24 protein-coding genes and 1 pseudogene are annotated in these 22,719 nt (G+C 51.1%); 17 read left to right on the plus strand and 8 right to left on the minus strand.

The window, feature by feature from the left end:
* Positions 1–20 precede the first annotated feature (20 nt).
* On the minus strand, positions 21–365 hold the full coding sequence (locus tag ACKPVM_RS16050; protein ID WP_409310597.1) for a hypothetical protein: 345 nt from the start codon (positions 363–365) through the stop codon (positions 21–23).
* 543 nt (positions 366–908) lie between these two features.
* Between ACKPVM_RS16050 and ACKPVM_RS16055 the strand changes: the two genes are divergently transcribed.
* The 6 genes and pseudogenes from ACKPVM_RS16055 (at position 909) to ACKPVM_RS16080 (ending at position 4,486) form a co-directional block, all read left to right on the plus strand.
* Positions 909–1,169 (plus strand): helix-turn-helix transcriptional regulator, encoded by a 261-nt coding sequence (locus ACKPVM_RS16055; RefSeq protein ID WP_219681509.1) that lies wholly within the window; start codon positions 909–911, stop codon positions 1,167–1,169.
* Positions 1,166–1,390 (plus strand): hypothetical protein, encoded by a 225-nt coding sequence (locus ACKPVM_RS16060; RefSeq protein ID WP_409310599.1) that lies wholly within the window; start codon positions 1,166–1,168, stop codon positions 1,388–1,390. The genes ACKPVM_RS16055 and ACKPVM_RS16060 overlap by 4 nt, the downstream gene beginning before the upstream one ends.
* 8 nt (positions 1,391–1,398) lie before the next feature.
* Positions 1,399–1,701, plus strand: a pseudogene (locus ACKPVM_RS16065) (ash family protein); the annotation flags it as partial.
* A gap of 44 nt (positions 1,702–1,745) precedes the next feature.
* On the plus strand, positions 1,746–1,943 hold the full coding sequence (locus tag ACKPVM_RS16070) for a host cell division inhibitor Icd-like protein (RefSeq protein WP_039481836.1): 198 nt from the start codon (positions 1,746–1,748) through the stop codon (positions 1,941–1,943).
* The gene (locus ACKPVM_RS16075; RefSeq protein ID WP_409310744.1) at positions 1,936–2,148 is read left to right on the plus strand and encodes a hypothetical protein; all 213 of its coding nucleotides are present in this window, start codon (positions 1,936–1,938) and stop codon (positions 2,146–2,148) included. The genes ACKPVM_RS16070 and ACKPVM_RS16075 overlap by 8 nt, the downstream gene beginning before the upstream one ends.
* A gap of 10 nt (positions 2,149–2,158) precedes the next feature.
* Positions 2,159–4,486 carry a phage/plasmid primase, P4 family gene (locus ACKPVM_RS16080; protein ID WP_409310746.1) on the plus strand — a complete coding sequence of 776 codons (2,328 nt, stop codon included), beginning with the start codon at positions 2,159–2,161 and terminating at the stop codon, positions 4,484–4,486.
* A 187-nt stretch (positions 4,487–4,673) separates the two neighbouring features.
* Here the strand turns inward: ACKPVM_RS16080 and ACKPVM_RS16085 are convergent, their stop codons facing one another.
* Entirely contained in the window at positions 4,674–5,591 is a 918-nt protein-coding gene (locus ACKPVM_RS16085; protein WP_409310601.1) for a nucleotidyl transferase AbiEii/AbiGii toxin family protein, read from the minus strand.
* Positions 5,575–6,120, minus strand: coding sequence for a type IV toxin-antitoxin system AbiEi family antitoxin (gene abiEi / locus ACKPVM_RS16090; RefSeq protein ID WP_409310602.1), 546 nt, complete (start codon positions 6,118–6,120; stop codon positions 5,575–5,577). Before abiEi ends, ACKPVM_RS16085 begins: the two co-directional genes overlap by 17 nt.
* Positions 6,121–6,366: 246 nt before the next feature.
* Here abiEi and ACKPVM_RS16095 point away from each other — a divergent pair, with 246 nt between their 5' ends.
* Positions 6,367–6,618 carry a type II toxin-antitoxin system Phd/YefM family antitoxin gene (locus ACKPVM_RS16095; protein WP_409310603.1) on the plus strand — a complete coding sequence of 84 codons (252 nt, stop codon included), beginning with the start codon at positions 6,367–6,369 and terminating at the stop codon, positions 6,616–6,618.
* Complete coding sequence (locus tag ACKPVM_RS16100; RefSeq protein ID WP_409310605.1) at positions 6,608–6,784, plus strand: hypothetical protein; 177 nt, start codon at positions 6,608–6,610, stop codon at positions 6,782–6,784. The genes ACKPVM_RS16095 and ACKPVM_RS16100 overlap by 11 nt, the downstream gene beginning before the upstream one ends.
* 518 nt (positions 6,785–7,302) lie before the next feature.
* Here the strand turns inward: ACKPVM_RS16100 and ACKPVM_RS16105 are convergent.
* From ACKPVM_RS16105 to ACKPVM_RS16115, 3 genes are all read right to left on the minus strand, one after another.
* Positions 7,303–7,632, minus strand: coding sequence for a DUF1493 family protein (locus tag ACKPVM_RS16105; protein ID WP_409310607.1), 330 nt, complete (start codon positions 7,630–7,632; stop codon positions 7,303–7,305).
* 175 nt (positions 7,633–7,807) lie between these two features.
* A complete protein-coding gene (locus ACKPVM_RS16110) occupies positions 7,808–8,713 on the minus strand; it encodes a DUF1684 domain-containing protein (RefSeq protein WP_409310608.1) in 906 nt (301 codons plus the stop codon).
* A 23-nt stretch (positions 8,714–8,736) separates the two neighbouring features.
* Positions 8,737–9,270 (minus strand): carboxymuconolactone decarboxylase family protein, encoded by a 534-nt coding sequence (locus tag ACKPVM_RS16115; protein WP_409310610.1) that lies wholly within the window; start codon positions 9,268–9,270, stop codon positions 8,737–8,739.
* A 250-nt stretch (positions 9,271–9,520) separates the two neighbouring features.
* Between ACKPVM_RS16115 and ACKPVM_RS16120 the strand changes: the two genes are divergently transcribed.
* The 5 genes from ACKPVM_RS16120 to ACKPVM_RS16140 all read left to right on the plus strand — a co-directional run bounded on the left by ACKPVM_RS16120 (position 9,521) and on the right by ACKPVM_RS16140 (position 14,167).
* Entirely contained in the window at positions 9,521–10,297 is a 777-nt protein-coding gene (locus ACKPVM_RS16120) for an amino acid ABC transporter permease (RefSeq protein ID WP_409310612.1), read from the plus strand.
* A 2-nt stretch (positions 10,298–10,299) separates the two neighbouring features.
* Entirely contained in the window at positions 10,300–10,986 is a 687-nt protein-coding gene (locus tag ACKPVM_RS16125; protein ID WP_409310614.1) for an amino acid ABC transporter permease, read from the plus strand.
* A gap of 63 nt (positions 10,987–11,049) precedes the next feature.
* A complete protein-coding gene (locus tag ACKPVM_RS16130) occupies positions 11,050–11,919 on the plus strand; it encodes a transporter substrate-binding domain-containing protein (protein ID WP_409310615.1) in 870 nt (289 codons plus the stop codon).
* Between the two features lie 17 nt (positions 11,920–11,936).
* On the plus strand, positions 11,937–13,271 hold the full coding sequence (locus ACKPVM_RS16135) for an NAD(P)/FAD-dependent oxidoreductase (RefSeq protein WP_409310616.1): 1,335 nt from the start codon (positions 11,937–11,939) through the stop codon (positions 13,269–13,271).
* 269 nt (positions 13,272–13,540) lie between these two features.
* Entirely contained in the window at positions 13,541–14,167 is a 627-nt protein-coding gene (locus ACKPVM_RS16140; protein WP_409310618.1) for a LysE family translocator, read from the plus strand.
* A 75-nt stretch (positions 14,168–14,242) separates the two neighbouring features.
* On the opposite strand, the gene ACKPVM_RS16145 is transcribed toward ACKPVM_RS16140, so the two are convergent.
* A complete protein-coding gene (locus ACKPVM_RS16145) occupies positions 14,243–14,545 on the minus strand; it encodes a hypothetical protein (protein ID WP_409310620.1) in 303 nt (100 codons plus the stop codon).
* A 398-nt stretch (positions 14,546–14,943) separates the two neighbouring features.
* On the opposite strand from ACKPVM_RS16145, the gene nifJ reads away from it, so the two are divergent.
* The 4 genes from nifJ (at position 14,944) to ACKPVM_RS16165 (ending at position 22,356) form a co-directional block, all read left to right on the plus strand.
* Positions 14,944–18,477, plus strand: a complete 3,534-nt coding sequence (gene nifJ / locus ACKPVM_RS16150) for a pyruvate:ferredoxin (flavodoxin) oxidoreductase (protein ID WP_409310621.1) — start codon at positions 14,944–14,946, stop codon at positions 18,475–18,477.
* Between the two features lie 102 nt (positions 18,478–18,579).
* Positions 18,580–19,374 carry a deaminated glutathione amidase gene (locus tag ACKPVM_RS16155; RefSeq protein ID WP_409310622.1) on the plus strand — a complete coding sequence of 265 codons (795 nt, stop codon included), beginning with the start codon at positions 18,580–18,582 and terminating at the stop codon, positions 19,372–19,374.
* A 179-nt stretch (positions 19,375–19,553) separates the two neighbouring features.
* Positions 19,554–20,618 (plus strand): L,D-transpeptidase family protein, encoded by a 1,065-nt coding sequence (locus ACKPVM_RS16160; RefSeq protein WP_409310624.1) that lies wholly within the window; start codon positions 19,554–19,556, stop codon positions 20,616–20,618.
* A 241-nt stretch (positions 20,619–20,859) separates the two neighbouring features.
* Positions 20,860–22,356, plus strand: coding sequence for a mannitol dehydrogenase family protein (locus tag ACKPVM_RS16165; RefSeq protein ID WP_409310626.1), 1,497 nt, complete (start codon positions 20,860–20,862; stop codon positions 22,354–22,356).
* Here the strand turns inward: ACKPVM_RS16165 and ACKPVM_RS16170 are convergent.
* Positions 22,343–22,717, minus strand: a complete 375-nt coding sequence (locus tag ACKPVM_RS16170) for a hypothetical protein (protein WP_409310628.1) — start codon at positions 22,715–22,717, stop codon at positions 22,343–22,345. The two genes, ACKPVM_RS16165 and ACKPVM_RS16170, sit on opposite strands and share 14 nt — an antisense overlap.
* Positions 22,718–22,719: the final 2 nt, after the last annotated feature.

Here is a 22,719-nt window from a genome sequence, read left to right on the forward strand (position 1 = left end):
ATTTTAACCAGAGAACTCTATTAAGCGGTAAGACTAAATTCAGGGGGGACTACAATCACACCGCGCAATTCACGGAAACGGGTACGCCAGTTATGATCTGCCTCAGCACTTTCCTCTAGGGCGTTATGGCGTTCTTTCTCACTGTGGGTAATGGCTGCGCCGATATCGTTCAGTTTCAGCATATTCTCCGTGTGGGCGGCTTTTGCTTGGCTGAATGACTCCAGCGCGTTGTTTGTGCTGACGGTGGCGTTATGGCTGGCCTTTTCATTCATGACGTTCAGAGCACTGTCGATGAGATTACGTGTTTTCTCATCCCGGGTGCTGCCAATGGTTTTCAGTACTGCGGTAAGCATGTCAGTTTTCATTATCGGGTTCTCTGTGTTTTCAACCTGAAGCTATTCTGCCGCTCACCACACAACTCCCGCTATCTGAGCCGGTTGTGCCACTTCCCACACAAAACAATCTCTACAGCAGGTCGTTTCCCTAGTTGAGAACTAACTCTTTTATAAAACTATTCACTACTCTTCACCTGAGAAAAAAGAATAGGTAAATCAATAAATAAAAGGGTGAAGAGTTGATAAGAAACTGTTCACCGAGTGTTCACACTGTTCACCCGGTTTTTTGAGCCTTTTTTCTGGCGAGCATGTTTTACGATGTTATTTCCTATAGATAGGGCAATTATTAATAGTTATAAGCACATTGATTGTTATTGAATAAATCACATTGCCCTTCATTGCCTTCTATTGCCCTTTATTGACCACGGATAAAAAAATCGACCGCTTTTTGCTCATCAATAGCACAACTTCCCCTTGTTGCGGGCTCCAAAAATATTCACATAATAGCGAGCTACCAGAGAAATCCAGCGCCATCCGGCCAGAGCCGGGCGGACATTAACGAGGTAGCGCCACATGTTGTCAGCCACACCCCCAACTCCTATTCCTGCTATGCCCCCGATGCCACTTCATCCGGTCAGAGAGCGCTTAATGCGCCTGCCGGAAGTGCTGCACGTTACCGGCATTTCCCGTTCGACGCTGTACGAACTGAGCAGCCGCAAGGCTTTTCCTGCCCGTGTTTCGCTGGGTGGGAAGAACGTCGCGTGGGTTGAGTCCGAAATTCATCACTGGGTGGCCGAACGTATCGCTGCCCGTCAACAGGAGAACCACGCATGATCACCTTAACTATCGCCGGGCAGTCGGTCACACTTGATGAACGGGAAGCCCTCAGCCTGTGCGACCAACTGTTTCCCGCTATCCGTAACCCGGCCACCGTTGCCGCCCGTGAACAGCGTTTCGGCGCGTTGCTGCTGAGCATTGCACCGACGCCCGCCGCTTCTGATTCACCCCGGCGTCACTGCGCATCCCGTGCCGGTGATGCGCTGACCAATTGCTGAGGATGTTCATGACTGCGCAATTTATCCGTTTCCCCGGCTTGCCTGTCGGGGCTTTTTGGCGTTATAGTTTCGTCGCTGCCGCAAAATCGGTAGTCGGAATTGGCGTTCCGAATAACTTCAAGGCGACTCAGACGCGCCATGCGTCTTTTTTTTATGTCGCAGCTTTAGCTCTATTGCATGTTATGCGGCAAGTTTTTAGCCGTTGTTGCATCCATACAATGGTGGCTCAGGCGGGGGCTTCTTCGGAAGCGCCGGTTTCCTTGAAGTCCGGTTACGCCAACCCCGTCTGGGCTACCACCCTTGAAATTGGCGTTTCTGGTGGTAGCGATAACCGTTACTTCAAGGAGACTGCCACATGGCTACGACCCTCACCCCGTCACACCCGCAATTTACCTTTCTGTTTCTGGCCGTGCGCCGTGCTGAATTACGCGCCTTACCGCACCGTGAAGCCGTTATCGCCCCGGATGAAATCAGCGCCCGCCGTTTACTGGCACGTGACTATGTGCTGTCGTTTGCTGGCCGTCTGCCGCTGCGGAGTACACGCCATGTTTGATGACACGCCCCTGACCCCGGAAGAGCTGACCGACCAGTGCCGCGCCTTAACCCATGCCGTGATTGAACTGGATAACCCGATGGCAAAAGAGGTGCTGTTGTTTGTGCTGGCCGACCGGCTGGAAGTGCTCTCGGCCACGCTGGACACACCCGACGCGCTCGGCGACCTGAGCGATGTTGACTACACCGACACCACTCTGCATTAAGGGGCAACGCATGGCACACCTTACCGTGACACAGGCCGTGAAACGCGCCAGCGGCCACTGGCCGCAACTGCTCCCGGCAGTGGGTATTCGCATTGATGCCACCGGGCAGCATACCGCCTGCCCGATGTGCGAGGGCAAAGACCGTTTCCGCTTCGATAACAAGGAAGGGCGCGGCACATGGTTCTGTAATCAGTGCGGCGCGGGTGACGGCCTCAATCTGGTGGAAAAAGCCCTGAACCTGACGCCGACAGAAGCCGCCCTGAAAGTGGGCGCGTGGCTGGGCGACCTGCCGGACAGCCCGGCGGCTTCAACACAGGATGAAGAAGACAGCGAGGCCGCCCGGCAACGGGCGGCGGTTCAGGCACAGGCGAAACTGAAAGAGGCGGTGACACAACCCGGCAACGCATATCTCAGCGCCAAAGGCTGGCCAGATATCGCCGTGCCCACCCTACAGGGTAAGCCGCTGCGTGTGGGCGGTATCACCTATCAGCCCGGCGATGTACTGGTGCCGCTGACCACACCAGACGGCGAGGTGGTGAATCTCCAGCTTATCAACGCACAGGGCGACAAACGCACGTTAAAAGGCGGACAGGTCAAAGGTGCCTTTCACTGTTTCAGCGGCAAACAGGCCAGTGTTGTCTGGCTGGCCGAGGGCTACGCCACCGGCTTAACGCTGCATCAGTTAACTGGCGATGCGGTGTATGTCGCGCTCAGCGCGAACAACCTGCCGTCCCTTGCCCGTGAGCTGAAAACCCGTTACCCGGCGGTCACACTACTGATAGCCGCTGACCGGGACGAGAACGGCACCGGACAGACCAAAGCGAAGCAGGCCGCCGTTGCCGTCAATGGCCGTGTCGCGCTGCCGCCGGTGTTTGGTGACTGGAATGATGTGTATCTTGCTGAGGGTGCCGACGCCACCCGGCAGCACCTGAATGCCTTTACCCAGCCGGAAAAAGCCAGCCCGTTTGCGTCGCTGGGCGAGGCCGAATTCAAGGCCATGAGCGCCAGTGAGAAAGCGGAAAAGATACGCGAACACTACCGCGATACGCTGGCGATTGACGCGTTCGGGGAAACGTTCTTCCAGTACCAGAACGGCGCGTGGAAAGTCCTTCCCCATCGTCTGTTAAGCCGGGATATCGCCGCACTGTTTCAGAAGATACAGGCACCCTTCACCGCGTCCGGTATAGACAGTGTCATTAATACGCTGAAACTGATTGTTCCTATGCAGGAAGCCTCCCAGCGCCGGTTAATCGGTTTTCGTAACGGGGTATTTGATACCGCCAGCGGTGAATTTAAACCTCATCGTCGGGAGCACTGGTTGCATACCGTCAATGATGTGGATTACACGCCGTTTAAGGCCGGGGAAAACCTTGCCGACAATGCCCCTCACTTCTGGCGCTGGCTGACCCGAGCCGCCGGAAACCACGCGGATAAACAGGAGCGTATTCTGGCCGCGCTGTTTATGGTGCTGGCGAACTGCTACGACTGGCAACTGTTCCTTGAAGTCACCGGCCCCGGCGGCAGCGGCAAAAGTATTCTGGCCGAAATCGCCACCATGCTGGCTGGGGAGGACAACACCACAGCGGCCACCATCAACACTATTGAATCGTCGCGTGAGCGCTCGTCGATTATTGGCTTCTCGTTAATCGTACTGCCTGACCAAGAGAAATGGAGCGGTGACGGTGCAGGTATCAAGGCCATTACCGGCGGCGATGCGGTGATGGTTGATCCGAAATACCGTGACGCCTATTCCACTCGGATACCGGCGGTGATTCTGGCCGTCAATAACTCGCCGATGCGCTTTAGTGACCGCAGCGGCGGCGTGTCCCGTCGCCGGGTGATTATCCACTTCGGTGAAACCATCCCGGCCAGCGAACGCGACCCTAAGCTGAAAGAGAAAATCCGCGCTGAACTGGCGGTGATAGTGCGTCACCTGATGAAACGTTTTGAAGAGCCAAACGACGCCCGGACGCTGTTACAGGCACAGCAGCATTCCGCTGAGGCGCTGGAAATCAAGCGGCAGGCTGACCCGCTGGTTGATTTTTGCGGCTACCTGCTGGCGCACGGCGACACCACCGGGCTGTATATGGGTAACGCCAACATTACGCCGCGCAACCCGCGTAAATACCTGTATCACGCCTATCTGTCTTTTATGGAGTCGCACGGCCACCAGAAGCCGATCAGCCTGACGGCCTTTGGTAAGGTGCTGCCTAACATGATGTCGGAATACGGGCAAAGTTACCTTAAGGGCAGAACTAAACAGGGCATACAGACCAATCTTGAGCTGAAAGACGAATCAGACGCCGACTGGCTGCCCAAATGTGAGATAGCGAGGTAGACACCAACAATTACGAAACCGGCTTCGGCCGGTTTTTTTACGTCCAGACACTTCAAAGGGTGACGAGTTACTCATCACCTGTTCACCAACTCACCACCCATTAATCTATTGATTATTAAAAATAAAAGTCTCTAGTGAAGAGGGTGAACAGTTTTGTGCAAAATCTTTTCATTGCGGCTACTAACGATTACATAACGAATGGCGCTTTCCCACCCTCCCCTTTTAACGCTTGCTGTAACGCGCCTAAGAGTGCTTTTAGTTCACCGCTCAAATACTGGCTAAATGCCTCCCGCCCTAACGTTCTATTAAATACAGCTTGTGGCAGGAATCGCCGCATTTCAGCGCTAAAGCGACCATCCCCAACAACCTGATCAATGCTTTCTATTCGCTGTGCCAGTAGCTCATCATAATTAGGTATACGGTAATCCTGTATTTTCTTACGAATCAGATCGATATCATAAGTCGCGTTCTGCTGGATCAGCCACGGTAAGTCCCAAACGTCACGGTAGCGGATATATTTAGTGGTAGCGACGAGTGAAACCAGCTTGTCACACATCACTTCATTAAGCGTTTCACACATGACCAGCGTATCGGAATAACCATCGGGTAAAACCTCATAGTTACGTTTTAGCGTCATCGGCGTTCTGGTATAAGCCGGAATATTGGCGATCTCAATCTTGATCCGTTGTCTCGGCATATCACGTTTTTCCGGTGCAGTGGTCACGGATACCTGCCATTTGTCGATACGAACTTCCTCATAACCGGGTTCATTCCGCAATTCATTTGGCTCTTTCACGTTGACCTCAAGGCCGTACCGATTCCCCAGATAATCTTCAATACAGGCTTTCATGTTTTTCAGGTCTGCGCCAGAAAACGCAACACCACCGGCAAAATCCAAATCTTCACTGAAGCGGTTTGCGCCATGACACAGCCTTAACGATGTCCCGCCCTGAAAAGTAAGCTGTTCTAGCAAGCCCGCGCTATCCAGACAGTAAAGAATGTCATAGTGCAAAAGCTCCTTTTCCACCACATTGCGTAAACCTTCAAGCTCGGCTGATTCCACCGCTTTGCTGACCAGTTCGGCAAAGTTAACTTTCTGATTCATGATATAGCTCCGATTCGTCAATCAGATGGGTATTACGTCCAACGCGGCGTAAATCCCTCACAGCGGTTTTCTTCGTCGCTTGCCGTAACGGAGAATTGCCAAAATAGGTATCCTGCAAAATCTGCTCTGGTGGCCGCTTGGTATGGGTAAATTCAATCACCCCAAAAGGCGTTTTATGTTCTTCGGAACGTCCGGTGGTCATCACCGTGATCCGGTCAATCGGGATTTGAGAAATCACGCCATATCCAGACAAGGCGGATTCGAGGCTAAGATAGTTATATTCACCACGGCGTAGCGCTAACACGATGCGTTCAAGCGTATAGGCATCTTTGCTTTTGGCATGGTTATAAACGTACACGCCGCGAATAGCACGGGTTAGGATGCCATCTTTTACCAAACGATTTAGCCCGGCATTAAACGCTCTGGGCGTATCCTCATGGAAAATCTTGGCTAAATCGCGGGAGGTGAAGACATAACGCCCTTGCTTATCGAATGCGTTTAAACGCTCAATAGCAGTGATCCTGTCCATTTATAAGTCCACATGAAAACCATACAATTGTGTCATTCACGTATACTTGAATAAAAACCATTCGTCAAGTACACGCGAATGACACCAATAAGTGATATTCGTGTGTACTTATAAAAAATAACATAAGCAGAGATGGCGAAAAGGTGGACCATCATGAGGGAGCGTCACGCTTTTATATTGTGATATTGCTGCTTTTTGGATTAAGCGCTAAATTCCTTATCAAATTATACTTAAACAGGCCTGATTATGGCTGTGCAGCCCATCCTTGCTAATGCTGCCGTGAGTATTAGCGACGTTAAAAAATCGCCTAATGCCGCTCTTAAAGAAGCTAACGGCAAGCCTATAGCCGTGCTAACCAATGGCCGTATTTCTGGCTACTATGTTTCCCCAGAAACATGGGAAGCACTGGCCGACTATCAGGAAGATATTGAACTCGCCAAAATTGCCCGTTCACGAATGAAGGGGAAACGCGTTAGGGTCGATCTGGATGAGTTATAAATTAAATCGTGAAGAAAAACGTTCGCCAAAGAACGGAAGGGATATGTTGCTTAAGCTGGAAATTGAAGAACAACATCAACTCGCAACAACCTTACTATCCGAAGCACCAATTTCACCAGCATTACTCTCTGCGATCAAAAGGCGTAAAGAATTGAGTGAAAATTGATCTCATTTTTATCTCACATACTCATCGTCACTTTGCGTAGGCTCACGTTTAGGCCTACAAACGAAATATGAATTCAAACTTAAAACATAAATATCAATAAGTTATGATATATATTCAAATCCCCCCAGCCCACCAATTTAGACATCGGGTATTACCAGATAAGTCCGATGAAGTACGAAAAGCCCGCACGGCGCAAGCCCTGCGGGCTTTTTTGTGTCCTTAGACATCTTCGAATGTCTTGTGACTTCTGCCACCGATAGGTACCTAACAAGGTACCTGTATCAACGTCCCATTAATCGACGACCTAACATGATGCCGAAATAAAGACTGATTTATCTCAAGGTAAGAACCAAACAGGACATACAAACGGATATTGGGTTGAATGATGAATCCGACGCAGTAAGCTAACTGCCAAAATATGACTCGGCTAGATTGACACCAGAAACAACGAAACCAGCTCCGGCCGATTTTTTGCGTCGCACTAACACATCAATATGGCACCAACGATTAGATCGCCTTCAATCATATAACCATTCCCCTGCTTTAGCTGACTCAATAATCATGCTGACAGTGAGAGGGGTTAACGCTTTCGATTGTGGTTTTTTTTGCCAGATTGGATATTCATATTCAAAATAGTTTTTCCCCTCAAAATTTGAATAATTAATATTAAAATGTCCGAATACATCGAGAAGGAAATCGTGAGCATCTTCTGGCAGAAACTGATAATCATCCTGCAATGTCCAGTCTTTATTGACTTGTCTGATACCGGATTTAATCCAGTGTTCCCTAATAGGGTAATGCTCCATGAGATATTGAATCACCTCATTTTCTATATCTCTTTCGCTCATCCGTAATACGCCTATTTAATGTGGTTTTCCAACCAGGCTATCAAGTTATAGAGCCGACGAGTATTCCTTTGTCACCAACAATCACTATCACTTTCCGGCTTTACTCACTTAAGTACACCAACAAAGTCTGAATTTATACTTAAAAAAATGAATATCGTCATGTTACGTGAAATATTCAGATTTTCCCGGCTCTATAGGTCGCCACCCGTTCATGCGGTACTGGAGGAGTGAACTCGCCCGCGGTGACTCGGAACGGCAACTTGTTACCGGGTGGAGTAGAAACACAAGCGACAAAGGTCGATAACGCGCATGGCAACGAAACGGCACGGTTGAAGTCAAGCTCAGTAAGGTTTTCAAGTTCAGCATCGGCAAAGCGAATCACTCTGCCACCACCATAGCTTTCTTTGCCATTGGTCAGATCGCCAAAGTGAACACGACGATCGTCGATAAAATAGCCAGTACCTGCGCTTCCGGCTCGGTGTCCGCTCACCTCGAGGCTAAATGACCGCCCGTCAATCAAAACATCAAGCGTACCGATGGTAAAGCCTGTTTCATAGATACCGTCTTCAACGGTAGGCGCATCATGTGCAACAACTTCGGCTGGCGTAAAGGTTGCAGGTACAATCCACCGATCGCTAAGCGGAAAAGTTTCAATGTCATCGAAACGTTTACGTGCCGCTTCCTGTGGATCTCTGACACGCACAGCGTAAATTGCTTCACCGTCCACATTCAGGCGCGTGATCGTTTCCACTTCCAACGCTTGATAAAAAATAGTCACACCGGATCCGGTACCGGAATTCTTGTTATGTCCATGTGGAATATGGGTTGGTATTGTCACCGCAACACCATCAACCGTGACAACATGCCTCTTCTCCACCGCATCACGATCGGGGTAATAGTATATCTCTCCCTCTTTAAGCAGCCACTGACCTGGAACGCGTGCAGCCGTGAAGAATACCCCTTCAGTCAGCCAGTCCTGACTAATGACCGACAAAAAACCATAAGGACGATTTAACGTCGCTATTCGATTATCATGCCAGCGTTGCCACTCGGCCACATAGTGTGCTGTCAGCGTCATCATTATTCCCCTGCACTTCAAGCGCGTTATTCCTGCGGACGGCGATAACCTTCCAGATAGTCATCCAATTCCACATTCAGAAGATTGTTGAATAGGTTATTAGCGACCATCAGCCCACCAAACGCGACCAATGCCACTAATGTCTCGTCGTCATAACGTGCTTGTAATGCCTGCCAAACATCAGGATCAATACCGTGCCCCTGATTAATAAACGTGTTACCCAGCGAGATCAGTAAAGCATCCAGCTCATTAGGCTGATAGTCCGCAGGTGAAATACCCGCATCGATGAGAATACGACGGAAAAAAGTCGAGCAAATCAGGCAATCGGTGCCTTCCGAGATCGAATGACAAAAGATCCAAATAGCCCGCTCTCCGAAGATAGGGATCAGGATGTCACGCAAGTTATACCACTCAATGTAGGCATTGAACGCCGGAACCGAGCGTAACAGCGTGGCCTGCATGTTGGTCACGCGACCATCACGGGCAATTTTGCTGTAGTAGGCCGATTTTTGCCCCGGAGTGAGTTCCTCATATTTTAAATGTGTCACCAGACTACTCATCTTTTCCCCTTTGTTTGATAGAACAGCAACTGTAGCAATGAAATAAATGTCAGCTTTCGCTTTAACACGATTTGTTTTTTTATGATGAGCAAATGAGATATAGCCGTCAAAGCAAAAAATAAGATATCAATATCGATTAATTGAATTTAAATAAAATGCCATTTGAAATTATTGTTCTCTTCTATTTTGCCGTATTCATTAGAAATACCGATGTTGAATAAAATTATTATGGCTATTATTTACCAGGGGCATGACCACATACTGTTTTCAGGGACACTGGCGTCGGCTAGCGTCCTTGTGTATTCCTATTCAGACACAGACCAGAGGCGACAACGCCATGGATTATGAATGGGATTTCCACACCGTACTTCGCCACTGGCCAGATTTATTAGCTGGCGGTGTTAATACGCTGAAACTGGTAGCATCGGCATTATTATTAGCCGTACCGATTGGCCTGTTATTCGGCATTATTCGTCAGCAAAAAATCCCGTTATTACGTTATATTGTCGTTGCCTATATCGAGTTTTTTCGCTCTACCGTCGCGTTAGTATTAATCTATTGGTGTTATTACGCGCTTCCAGTGCTGTTGAATATCACGCTGGATACGTTTATCGCTGTCACACTGGCGTTAGGGCTACAGGCCTCTGCTTTTATGGCAGAACTGGTGCGCGGTAGCATGAATGCCATTGGTGCTGGGCAGTGGCAAGCGGCGTCTGCGTTGGGCCTGAGTCGCTACCAGACCCTGCGCCATATCATCCTGCCGCAGACGTTACGGTTGCTGGTGCCGGTATTCTTTCTGCTGGTGATCGATATCATAAAAAATACCGCGCTGGCAGGTGTCGTAACCTATGGCGAATTATTTTATCGCGCCGTGAATATTGCCTCCAATACCTATCGTTCGCTCGAGACCTTTACCCTGCTCGGCCTCATCTATTTTGTGGTGATTTTTGCTGCCAGCCATCTGGCGGACTACTACGAGCGCCGTTTATCCCTCCACCGGCTACGTCCGGCATCACAAGGACGTTAACGATGTCTGTCGCCTATCAGTGGGATTTTAGCTTTCTCTGGCAATACCGTGGCTTATTGCTCAGCGCAATGAAAATAACCGCGCTGCTGTGGTTAATTTCACTGTCAGCAGGTATGTCGGTGGGTCTGCTAATTGCAGCAGCCCGGTTATCCCCTAATCGACTGTTACGTTGGGGCGGTCGACTGTTTACCGAATGCTTTCGCAACGTGCCGGGGATCGTGCTGATCTTCTGGTTTTTTTATGCCATTCCCGTACTGACAGGACTACAAGCCTCTGTCTGGCTCTCGTCGATCGTCGCCCTCTCACTCTATGCCGCCGCTTATTGCAGCGAAATTTACCGCAGCGGCATTCTCGCGCTGCCACAAGGACAATGGCACGCAGCCAGTGCGTTAGGCATGTCACTCTGGCAACAGTTTTGGCTGGTCATTCTGCCGCAGGCCGTGCGCCATATGATCCCAGCATTCGCTAATCGGGCAATTGAGTTGGTCAAAAATACCACCCTGGCATCGGCGTTGGCCGTAGGCGAGTTGCTCTACACCACAAAATTGGTCGCGCAAGAACAATTTCGCCCACTCGAAGCTTATACCGCCGTCGCGTTGATGTTCACCTTGCTGATCCTGCCATGCAGTTTGCTGGCGTTACATCTGGAACGGCGCGTACGACAGGAGCATCCCCGTTCAACATCCTAAATACGGCCTATGGCCAATAACCACAATACACGTTAACTCACCCTGTAATGGAGTAATTCTCTGATGAAAAACACACGCAAATGGCTGGCATTAGCACTGGGTCTATCCCTGTTTTCCGGCACAACAGCCGCTGTACAAGCAGATACCGGCCCCGCCTCTACCTGGGAACGCGTTCAGCAGACTAAGGTTCTACGACTGGCTGGCACCAACTCTGAGCTTTGGGCCTATAAAGACAACACCAACAGCGATGCGCCGGGGGCAGTTAAAGTCGGCGACACCACCTGGCGTGGTTTAGCGCCCGTTATCGCTCAGGCGTTAGCTGAATCACTTGGTGCCAAACTTGAAATTGTCGAAACCACCTGGGGGAACGCGGTACCAAGCCTGCAATCCGGTCAATTTGACCTGATATTTGGTCTGGATGGCACACCCGCTCGCGCCGCCGCCGTAGACTTTATTCCACAACCGTTGTTCTGGACCGGTACTGCACTCGCTGCTCGCGAATCGGTGGATATCAGCAGTTGGGAAGCCGTGAATAATGCTAAGGTGAAAATTGCCGTGCCAGCAGGAACCTCGCAGGAAACCGAAATTGCCAAGCGAGCGCCCAACGCCCAGTTGAGCAAGTTTCAAGATTTTAACGATATGATTGCCGCTTACCAGAGTGGACGTGTCGATGCGCTATCTGCATCGCTCACTACCGTCACCATTATCAGTGCTCGCTTGCCAAACAGTAAAGTGGGTATCCCTACGCCAGGTGCTCTGTTCCCAACCGTCGGTGCTGTACGTAAAGAAACCGATCCGCGCTGGAGCAATTTCCTGCAAACCTCGCTGCAATACTATGTAAATAACGGCTTGATCCAGAAAGCGCTGGATGATGCCTACCGTTTCCGTGGCGTGGATGTCAGTAAAGTGCCGCCAGCTGTGCTGCGTCGCTAACCGTAGGAGAAGCAATCATGGGATGGCAACCGTTGGATGACACCAACATACCGTTTATTTCCTACTGGCACGAATCCTCGCCGCCGTTACAGACGATCCCAGTACTTGAGGGGAACATAAGTACTGATGTGGTAGTGATTGGAGCCGGATATACCGGGCTTTCTGCCGCGCTGCATCTAGCGGAAAAAGGGATCAATGTGGTGGTACTGGACGCCAACGAACCCGGTTGGGGCGCATCTGGCCGTAATAACGGTCAGGTAGTGGCCGCCTTAAAACATGAACCACATGAGATAGAACAGCAATTTGGCCAAGAGCGAGCCAGCCGCCTGATTCAGGCAATTGGCGATGCTCCACAGTTGGTGTTCGACCTCATTGAAAAATATCAGATGCAAGTACCGGGCAATCGACATGGTATCCTCACCGCTGCGCACTCATTGCCTAAGCTCGATACATTGAAGCGCCGCAATGATGTCTGGGCCAAACGCGGTGTGGAATTACAATGGCTCGATCACCAGCAGCTCGCTGAGCGCGTTGGCAGTGACTACTATTTTGGCGGCACTTTCGATCCACGCGGCGGAGCCATCAACCCGCTGGCCTATTCACGCGAGCTAGCACATGCACTCTTAAAGAACCAAGGTCGCATTTATAAACATGCCCACGTTACCCAAATACGTAAAGAGGGGGATCGTTGGTTGGCAGCATCAGATAGCGGTAGTGTGCGGGCGGAACGCGTCATCATCGCGACCAATGGTTATACAGATAACCTGTGGCCAGGGTTAAAGCGTACCGTGCTACCCGCGCGTACACCACAGTTGGTCAGCGAGCCGTTACCCGAAGAGGTTTGGCGCCGCATCCTGCCCGGCGGAGAAACCCTGTCAGATACCAAAGCGCGTATTCTTGGCATACGCATTCATCCTGATGGACGCATTCACTTTGGTGGAGGAGGCGCTAGCCCAGGGGCCGATCGCGAAGAGCCTTATGCCAATATCCGGCGTCAGAGCAAAACCATTTTCCCTTTTCTCAACAAAGTGCGCTGGGCCTACCGTTGGAGTGGCTTTGTCGCTCTCACGCCAGACCGGTATCCACGGCTATTCGAACTGGCGCCAGGTGTGACATCCGTCCTCGGTTACAGCGGCAGAGGGCTGGGCACAGGGATACTGATGGGAAAAGAACTGGCAGCATGGGCGGCTGGAGAACGCGGCATTGATGAACTGGCGTTACCTCTGTCTCACTATCGAGAATTGCCCTACTATCCACTGAAAAATCTGGCTATCGATCTGGCTCTGGGCTATTACGCCTGGCAAGACAAAAAATCGTTAGCACAACATCCTCGCCATCAGAAACAAAAATAATCCCTCTTATGCAGCAGCATCGTCTGCTGCGTCCCTTTGTTACTATCACGCGTTGGAAAACAGCGATATCCCCGTCATACTTCAAGCTGCTTGTGCGTTGGCTGCCCTTACTCACCCCAGTCACTTACCTATGTAAGCTCCTGGGGATTCGTGCGGTTGCCGCCTTCACGCAACTTGAATTATTTTGGGTATATATGTGAATATATACTGTTTTATGCTCTCAAAACCCGCCATTGCCACCATCGAAGCAGTCACTAGCAGGAGAAATCATGAGCTTACACCTTTGGCTCGCCTATACCGGGATCATTGTTGCCCTTATCGCCATTCCCGGCCCGTCAGCCCTAATCAGCATGTCGCACGGTTTACGTTATGGCGCTTCACGCGCAACAGCGACGGTACTCGGCGGCGTTACAGGTGCCATGACATTAATGACCTGCTCAGCGTTAGGCCTTGGCGCAATACTTGCGACATCTACCACCGCTTTTATCGTGCTGAAAATTGTTGGGGCCGCCTATCTAATTTGGTTGGGGATCGCGTCATGGAGCTCAACCGATATGGGCACGACCGAGCACACTCAGCCAGAGAGTATTATCCCCGGCTGGTTTTCTCTGTATCGCAAAGGTTTTCTGGTTGGGATCAGCAATCCCAAAGATCTGCTGTTTTTTGCCGCGCTATTTCCGAACTTTATTGATACCAACGCCCCTCATGCTTTGCAATTTATCATTCTGGCTGCAACCTGGGTCATGCTGGACTTCAGCATCATGTTTATCTATGCCTGTACTGGACGCCGGTTGTCGTCCGTGTTCTCCAACCCACGTCGGATAAAACTGTTTAACCGCTCGACCGGCGGTATCTTTATACTGGCAGGGACAACATTGGCCGTTTCTACCCGATAACCGCTGGCGTAGCGCACTATGTCCGTGGCATCGCTGTGTGGTTATTGGCTGGACTGGAAATCGCTACGTCGCGACTCATTCCCCCTCCTTGAGGGAAAGTTCAGGAAAATGCTCGCGCAGCGTTTTCGCTATGGCGGGACGGTCATAGCCTAAGTGTTGCAGGATCATCGCAAGTTGCCGGGCGGAAATGTCATTCAGATATACCGTCCGCAGCACACCGGCAACCAATCCAGGCGTGATGAGAGAAATTTGCGAAATATCGCGACTATTCCCACCAAAGAGTTGAAGGATATGCTCGACAGCCTGCTCTGGGGTCATCCCCTGTTCCTGTAGCGAAGTCAATACAGCCACAAGCTTATCTTTCAAGACATCTACCATCGTGATATTTCCCTGATTAACGCGAACCGCTCCGCCGTTCTCGTTAATACACCGTTTGCAAGATCTGGGCTCCCTCCTCAGCCCGAAGACACCACAATGTCACACGACGGCGGCAACAAATAAAGCATATATAATAAAAGTGCAATATCAGGGTCATTTTTAGCGTTATACATGTGCATCGTTGATGCCTTTCACTCAATCACCACACGCTATCTTTATGCGAATAAATACGTTTACGTGGGTAAATAAGTTTACTAGCATCGTCCCAAACACCGCTGACGGTGGAAAAATAAAACAAGACTCAACTCAATCTGTGTCCATTCACCAACTTTATAGCTGAAATGCGATAATCCGCGAAAAATATCGTCATTTCGTTTAGTGAGCAAAAAGGCCAAGTCATGATCACCACCGACGGTAATAATGCAGTCGCATCCGTAGCCTGGCGGACGAATGAAGTCATCGCCATCTACCCCATCACACCCAGCTCAACGATGGCCGAGCAGGCCGCAGCCTGGTCCAGCGATGGGGGATTGAACATATGGGGCGATACGCCACGCGTGGTTGAAATGCAATCCGAGGGAGGGGCGATCGCGACCGTTCATGGTGCGCTGCAAACCGGTACATTAGCGACGACATTTACCTCATCGCAGGGATTACTGCTGATGATCCCAACGCTCTATAAGCTGGCCGGCGAACTGACACCTTTTGTACTTCACGTTGCAGCACGCACCGTGGCAACACACGCGCTCTCTATTTTTTGTGACCACTCCGATGTTATGGCTGTTCGTCAGACTGGGTGCGCCATGCTATGCGCCAGTAACGTACAGGAAGCGCAGGACTTTGCCCTGATCGCCCAGATCGCAAGCCTTAACAGCCGCCTGCCTTTTATCCATTTTTTTGATGGCTTTCGGACGTCCCACGAAATCAACAAGATTGAACCCCTGAGCGATAATGTCATCCGCCAGTTACTCCCTCAGGAAGCCATTGACGCACATCGTGAGCGAGCGCTTACCCCTGAACGTCCTGTCATCCGTGGAACCGCATCAAACCCCGATACCTTTTTCCAGGCGCGGGAAGCCATCAATCCGTGGTACAACGCGGCTTACGGCCATGTAGAACAGGCGATGAATGACTTCGCCAGCGCAACCGGACGTCAATACCAACCGTTTGAATACTACGGTCACCCGGAAGCGACAAAAGTAATTATCTTAATGGGCTCGGGCGTCGGTACCTGCGAGGAAGTGATTGATACACTGCTCACTCAAGGCGAAAAGGTCGGCGTGGTAAAAGTCCGCCTCTATCGGCCTTTCTCCGCTCGTCATCTTCTGGCTGCCATTCCACAAACGGCAAAAAGTATTGCCGTATTAGACCGCACCAAAGAGCCCGGTGCAGTGGCAGAACCGCTGTATCTGGATGTCACTACGTCACTGGCCGAAGCGTTCTCTACCGGTGAGCGAGCGTTGATGCCGCGCGTGATTGGCGGACGTTATGGCTTGTCATCAAAAGAATTCACCCCACAATGCGTGCAGGCTGTTTTTAATGAGTTAGCGCTTGCCAACCCTCGAGCCCGCTTTACCGTGGGGATTTATGATGATGTTACGCATCTTTCTCTGCCGTTGCCGGATCAGTTCCTGCCGACAACGGCTTCGCTGGAAGCCTTGTTTTACGGATTAGGCAGCGACGGCACCGTTTCGGCGACCAAGAATGCTATCAAGATCGTGGGTGAAACCACGCCGATGTTCGTTCAGGGTTACTTTGTTTACGACTCCAAGAAGGCCGGGAGTTTGACCGTCTCCCATATGCGTGTAGGCCCACACCCAATCAACTCCGCTTATCTGATCGATCGGGCCGATTTTGTTGCCTGCCATCAATGGCAGTTTATTGATAAATACAGCATGGTAGAACGGCTGAAACCCGGCGGGATTTTCCTAATCAACTCCCCGTATGCCAGTGACGACATCTGGCACCGCCTGCCCCAGGAAGTTCAGGCGGGACTGAGGTTACGGAACGCTCAGGTGTATTGCATCAACGCCGCGAAAATTGCCCGTGAATGCCAGTTAGGCGCTCGCATCAATACCGTGATGCAAATGGCCTTTTTCCACTTGTCTCAAATTTTGCCAGGCGATGTCGCCGTTGAAAAACTGCGTACCGCTATCGCAAAAAGCTACGGTAGCAAAGGTCAGGAGCTAGTTGAGCGTAACTGGCGTGCGTTGAGTGCAACGCTAGAAGCCCTTTCCGACGTAACGTTGGCGGACGTCAATCCAGATAGTCCACTACGCCCACCAGTCGTCTCCGATGCCGCCCCAGATTTTGTCAAAACCGTTACCGCCACCATGCTGGCTGGTCTGGGCGATACCCTGCCCGTTTCGGCGCTGCCGCCCGATGGCACCTGGCCGACCGGGACGACAAAATGGGAAAAGCGCAACATCGCGGAAGAAATTCCGCTATGGCAACCTCAGCTTTGCACTCAATGCAACCACTGTATCGCGGCCTGCCCACATGCCGCGATTCGAGCCAAGGTCGTCCCGGCCGATGCCATGGCTTCAGCGCCGACGACATTGCAATCGCTGGATGTCAAAGCCCGCGACATGCGCGGTCAGAAATACGTATTGCAGGTCGCCCCCGAGGATTGCACCGGCTGTAATTTGTGCGTAGAAGTTTGTCCGGCTAAAGATCGCCAGAACCCTGAATTCAAAGCGATCAACATGGTCTCTCGTTTGGATAATCTCAGCGTTGAAAAAGAAAACTTTGATTTCTTCCTGCAATTGCCGGAAATCGATAAATCCAAACTAGAACGTATTGATATTCGAACCTCACAGCTCATCTCACCGCTGTTTGAATACTCGGGTGCGTGTTCTGGCTGCGGGGAAACGCCTTATATCAAACTGCTAACCCAACTTTATGGCGATCGCCTCCTGGTTGCGAACGCAACAGGCTGTTCTTCCATTTATGGCGGGAACCTACCGACTACCCCATGGACCACGGATGCCAACGGACGTGGGCCCGCATGGGCCAATTCACTGTTCGAAGACAATGCCGAATTTGGTCTTGGTTTCCGTCTCAGTGTCGATCAACACCGTCAGCGAGCGCTTCGCCTGCTGCATAAGCTCGCCCCACAACTACCGGCTGATCTGGTTGCAGCCTTACAGGAAGAATCGATTGTGCCGGAATTGCGTCGTCAGCAGATTGACCAATTGCGGACGCTACTGGCAAGTATTAACAGTCATGAAGCGGCGATGCTGTCCGCCGATGCCGACCATCTGGTCGATAAATCTATCTGGCTGATTGGTGGAGATGGCTGGGCGTATGACATCGGCTATGGCGGTCTGGATCACGTGATGAGCCTGAGTGAAAATGTCAACGTGCTGGTACTGGATACGCAATGCTACTCCAACACGGGGGGACAGCAATCCAAAGCCACACCATTAGGTGCGGTGACCAAATTTGGCGAGAAAGGGAAACGTAAGGCCCGCAAAGACCTGGGGATTAACGTGATGATGTATGGCCATGTTTATGTGGCACAAATCTCGCTCGGTGCCCAATTGAATCAGACGGTGAAAGCCATTCAGGAAGCCGAAGCCTGGCCGGGTCCATCGCTGATTATTGCCTACAGCCCATGTGAAGAACACGGCTACGATTTAGCGTTCAGCCATGACCAAATGCGACAGCTCACCACAACAGGGTTCTGGCCGCTGTATCGCTTTGATCCGCGCCGTAGCGAAGAAGGTAAACCGGCGTTAGTCACGGACTCTCGTCCGCCAGCCAGCAGCTTGAGTGAAACGTTATTGAAGGAACAGCGCTTCCGTCGTCTGAACAATATGCTGCCAGAGGAAACTGCGCTGCTATATGAAGAAGCGGAACAAGACCTGCGTCGTCGTTTTGATTTTCTCACGATGATGTCAGGTAAAGCGGAGAAAAGTTCACAGGAATAACGCCTAAACAGAAGGTTGCGTGAGCATGATCGATCCGTGCGCTAATGCAACCTACTGTGTGCTAACGCAAAATCTAAGGTTACAGCAAAAGAGGGAACGGGTATGAAAGTCGCTCTCGGGCAGTTCGCGGTCGACCGTGAATGGCAAAACAACGCAACGACAATTACAGGGTTCATGTCAGACGCCCAGCGACACGGGGCAGACCTACTGGTTTTGCCCGAAGGGGTGCTGGCTCGCGATGTCACTAACCCTAATATTGTGCTAACGGCTGCCCAGCCGCTTGATGGCCCGTTCATCACTCAGTTGCTCACCGCCAGTAAAGGCAGCGACCTGACTACTGTCATGTGTATTCATATACCGGACGGTCATCAAAAAGTCTGGAATACGCTGGTGGCGCTCCGTAACGGCGAAATCATCGCGCAGTACCGGAAACTGCATCTGTATGATGCTTTCGCCGTACAAGAATCGGAAAACGTGGTGGCTGGAGAAGCCGTGCCACCACTACTGACGATTGCCGGGCTAAACGTGGGCTTAATGACCTGCTACGACATCCGATTTCCCGAACTGGCGCGACGTCTGACGATCGACGGTGCCGATGTGCTTGTTCTGCCCGCAGCCTGGCTAAAAGGGCCGCTCAAAGAATCTCACTGGGAATTACTGGTTCGCACGCGGGCGCTGGAAAATACGGCCTATCTCGTTGCGGTGGGAGAATGCGGCGTCAAAAATATCGGCAACAGTATGGTCGTTGATCCGTTGGGCGTCGTGATTGTGCAGGCACCGGAAGTACCGGCTCTGCTTTTCGCTGATATTCTGCCAGAACGATTGGTTCAGGTTCGCCAGACATTACCAGTGTTGACCCATCGCCGCTTTAAACCTCCGGTTCTGGATAGAGAATAAGTATGCTAACAACGCGGAGCCACTCGATATCCATGAGATAACCAAAAAGTGTGATTAGTTGCACATCTTATTTCCCTCCGAGGCCGTTCTGCACATATAATGCGCATCCGGTCAACATCGATCGGAAACCAGACCCATTACCGCTGGTATGGCATTTACCACTCAACAAAGAAATGAAAATGAGTATTCGCGCGATCCTTACCTTAGTTCTGGCAGCCGCCACGTTTAGTCAAGCCGCCTTTGCCGTTGTCTACCCACTGCCTGCAGCTAATAGCCGTCTGGTGGGCGAAAATCTGGAAATTACTGTTCCGACAGACAGCACGTTACCGTTAGAAGCTTTCGCGGCCCAATATCAAATGGGGCTAAGCAATATGCTGGAAGCCAACCCGGATGCCGATGTTTATCTGCCCCTGCCCGGTAGCAAGATGATTATTCCTCATCAGCTTATCCTGCCAGATGCGCCACGCGAAGGTATCGTGATTAACTCCGCCGAGATGCGCCTGTATTACTATCCGAAAGGCACCAAAACCGTCATCGTTCTTCCAATTGGTATCGGTGAATTAGGTAAAGGCACCCCTATTAACTGGGTCACCTCCGTTCAACGCAAGAAGGCCGGCCCAACCTGGACGCCAACGGCCAAAATGCATGCAGAATATGCCGCTCGGGGAGAGAAATTACAGAAAGTCTTCCCGGCAGGCCCGGATAATCCGATGGGGCTGTATGCACTCTATATCGGGAATCTCTATGCCATCCATGGCACCAATGCCAATTTCGGCATTGGACTGCGCGTCAGCCACGGTTGCGTACGTTTGCGCGATGACGACATCAAGTATTTGTTTGACCATGTTCCAGTGGGAACCCGCGTACAGTTTATCAATGAGCCGATGAAAGCCACGGTAGAACCAGATGGTTCTCGCTACGTGGAAGTTCATCATCCGTTGTCCCGCACGGTAGAAGAGTTCCACTCCGATTCCCTCGCGCCGATCAGTATTACTCCTAAGATCAGCAAAGTGCTGGCAGATACCAGCGTTAATACCAGTGAAGTCGATGACGCACTCAGAATGCGTACTGGTATGCCGACAAAAATTAACGGTCCGATCGAAACAGAAACACTGGCAGTGCCAGTTGAATCTGTCGCGGCACCGGTCACCACGCCGGAAGCTCAGCCGTCAGAATATGTGGTACCACAGCAATCTGATACAGAAGCGCAAAACGTAACAGAATCCGACGCTACCCGTTCTTAATTCTGAATTCAGGATAGAAAACGTGCACCATGCCCGTTTTCTATCCTTGCCTCCCAATATCGTCACACTTCTCTCGCGATTCACATACGATCCTCGCCCTACTTCGCCTTGTCTTTCCACACGCTGACATAGCGGTACTTGTGAGTCATCTCCCGGCCAGCTATACGTAAGTTGCCACACGGAATAATCGTGACTATTTTTAGAATATGCCTCTGCCCTTTCTCGCCAGGAATAACCATAAATGACTGATAATATAAAAAATATTTCCAACATCGCGCTACCTGCCGGCATACAGCAGCCACAATACGATCGTCAAGCGCTCGTTCCGCGTATTGTTCATATCGGATTTGGCGCATTTCACCGAGCTCATCAGGCGTTATTGACCGATCGAGTGCTTAATCAGACGGGAGGAGATTGGGGAATTTGTGAAGTCGTGCTGTACAGCGATGACACGATGATCACCGCATTGCGTCAGCAAGATCATCTGTTTACCGTTCTGGAAAAATCGGCGGATAAGAGTCAGTCCATCATCGTCGGTGCGGTTTGCCGATCATTGCATGCAAAAGTAGACGGCATCAAAGCGATTATCGAGCAATTGGCTGCCCCAGAAACGGCCATTGTCTCGCTGACGATCACGGAGAAAGGCTATTGTATCGATCGCTCCAATGGTGAATTAGATCTGAATAATGCCTTGATTCAGCAGGATCACATCGATCTGCACCATCCCGCTTCTGTCCCTGGGCTGCTGGCTGAGGCGCTACGTCTGCGCCATGAACGGGGCATGAAACCATTTACCGTACTCTCCTGCGATAACATGCCTGAAAATGGCAAAATGGCGAAAAAAGCCGTGCTGGCCTGCGCGCGAATCAGAAGTCGCGAACTTGCCGCATGGATAGAAGCAAGTGTTCCGTTTCCCAATAGTATGGTGGATCGCATTGTTCCTGCCGCTACGCCGGAGGTGCTGCAAGAGATCGCAGACAAACTGGGCGTTGTCGATCCCTGTGCGATCGCCTGTGAACCCTTTATTCAATGGGTAATAGAAGATCATTTTATTGCTGGCCGCCCAGCCTGGGGGGAAGTTGCTGGAGTCCAACTGGTACAAGACGTTTTACCTTTTGAGGAAATGAAATTACGCATGCTGAATGGCAGTCACTCTTTCCTGGCGTACCTCGGCTATCTGGCGGGTTACGAGCATATTAGCGACTGTATGCAAGATGAAGACTACCGGCGAGCCGTCTCTCATCTGATGCTTGCGGAACAGGCTCCAACACTCAGGCTACTGGATATCGATCTCAAAGATTATGCCGTTCAATTGCTCACCCGTTTTTCCAACCCAGCGTTGAAACACCGTACCTGGCAAATTGCGATGGATGGTTCACAAAAATTACCGCAGCGATTACTCGAACCACTCCGCTGGCATCTGCAAACGGGTAGTGACTACCGCTATCTGGCCTTGGGAATAGCAGGTTGGATGCGCTACGTTAGCGGCCAGGATGATGCTAAAAAAGTGATTGAGATTCGCGACCCTATGGCTGAGAAGCTGAAACAGGTTGTCACCGAGACATTAGAGGGGGCTGAACGCGTAAGCGCCTTACTTCACCTGCGCGCTATTTTCGGCGAAGATTTGCCTGCGAACCATGACGTTTTCAACGCACTGACGCAGGCTTATTTAAAACTACTCGATCACGGTGCCAAAAAAACCCTTGCAGCACTCGTTCTGGAGCTTAAAGAGCAATAAACGCCAACACTATGACGTAAGCCGCACTCTGTATACTTAACCATAGCGTGCGGCGCTTACGTTGCGTCGCACGCAACCACGGCAGCGAAGACCAGCTCATGCCCCCCCCCACTACGGCAATCGCCAGCAACCCTGCGGCCGCTAACCAGACAACTTTATCGAGCAGCGAATTAGGAAACAAAATCTGCAATGCAGAGACAACGACAAAGAAGGTGATGCAGCGTAACACACCGACCAATATGCCCGAGCGATCTTTCACGGCGTTGGCCGAAGAGGTTGGCAACCATGATTGAAAAGCAAACACGCCGATTACCGCGATGAAAACCACATAAACAATGGCATAAACCAGTATTTGACTCACTT

It is taken from the genome of Pectobacterium hainanensis, assembly GCF_046237015.1.
Taxonomy (GTDB): Bacteria; Pseudomonadota; Gammaproteobacteria; order Enterobacterales; family Enterobacteriaceae; genus JBJYIN01.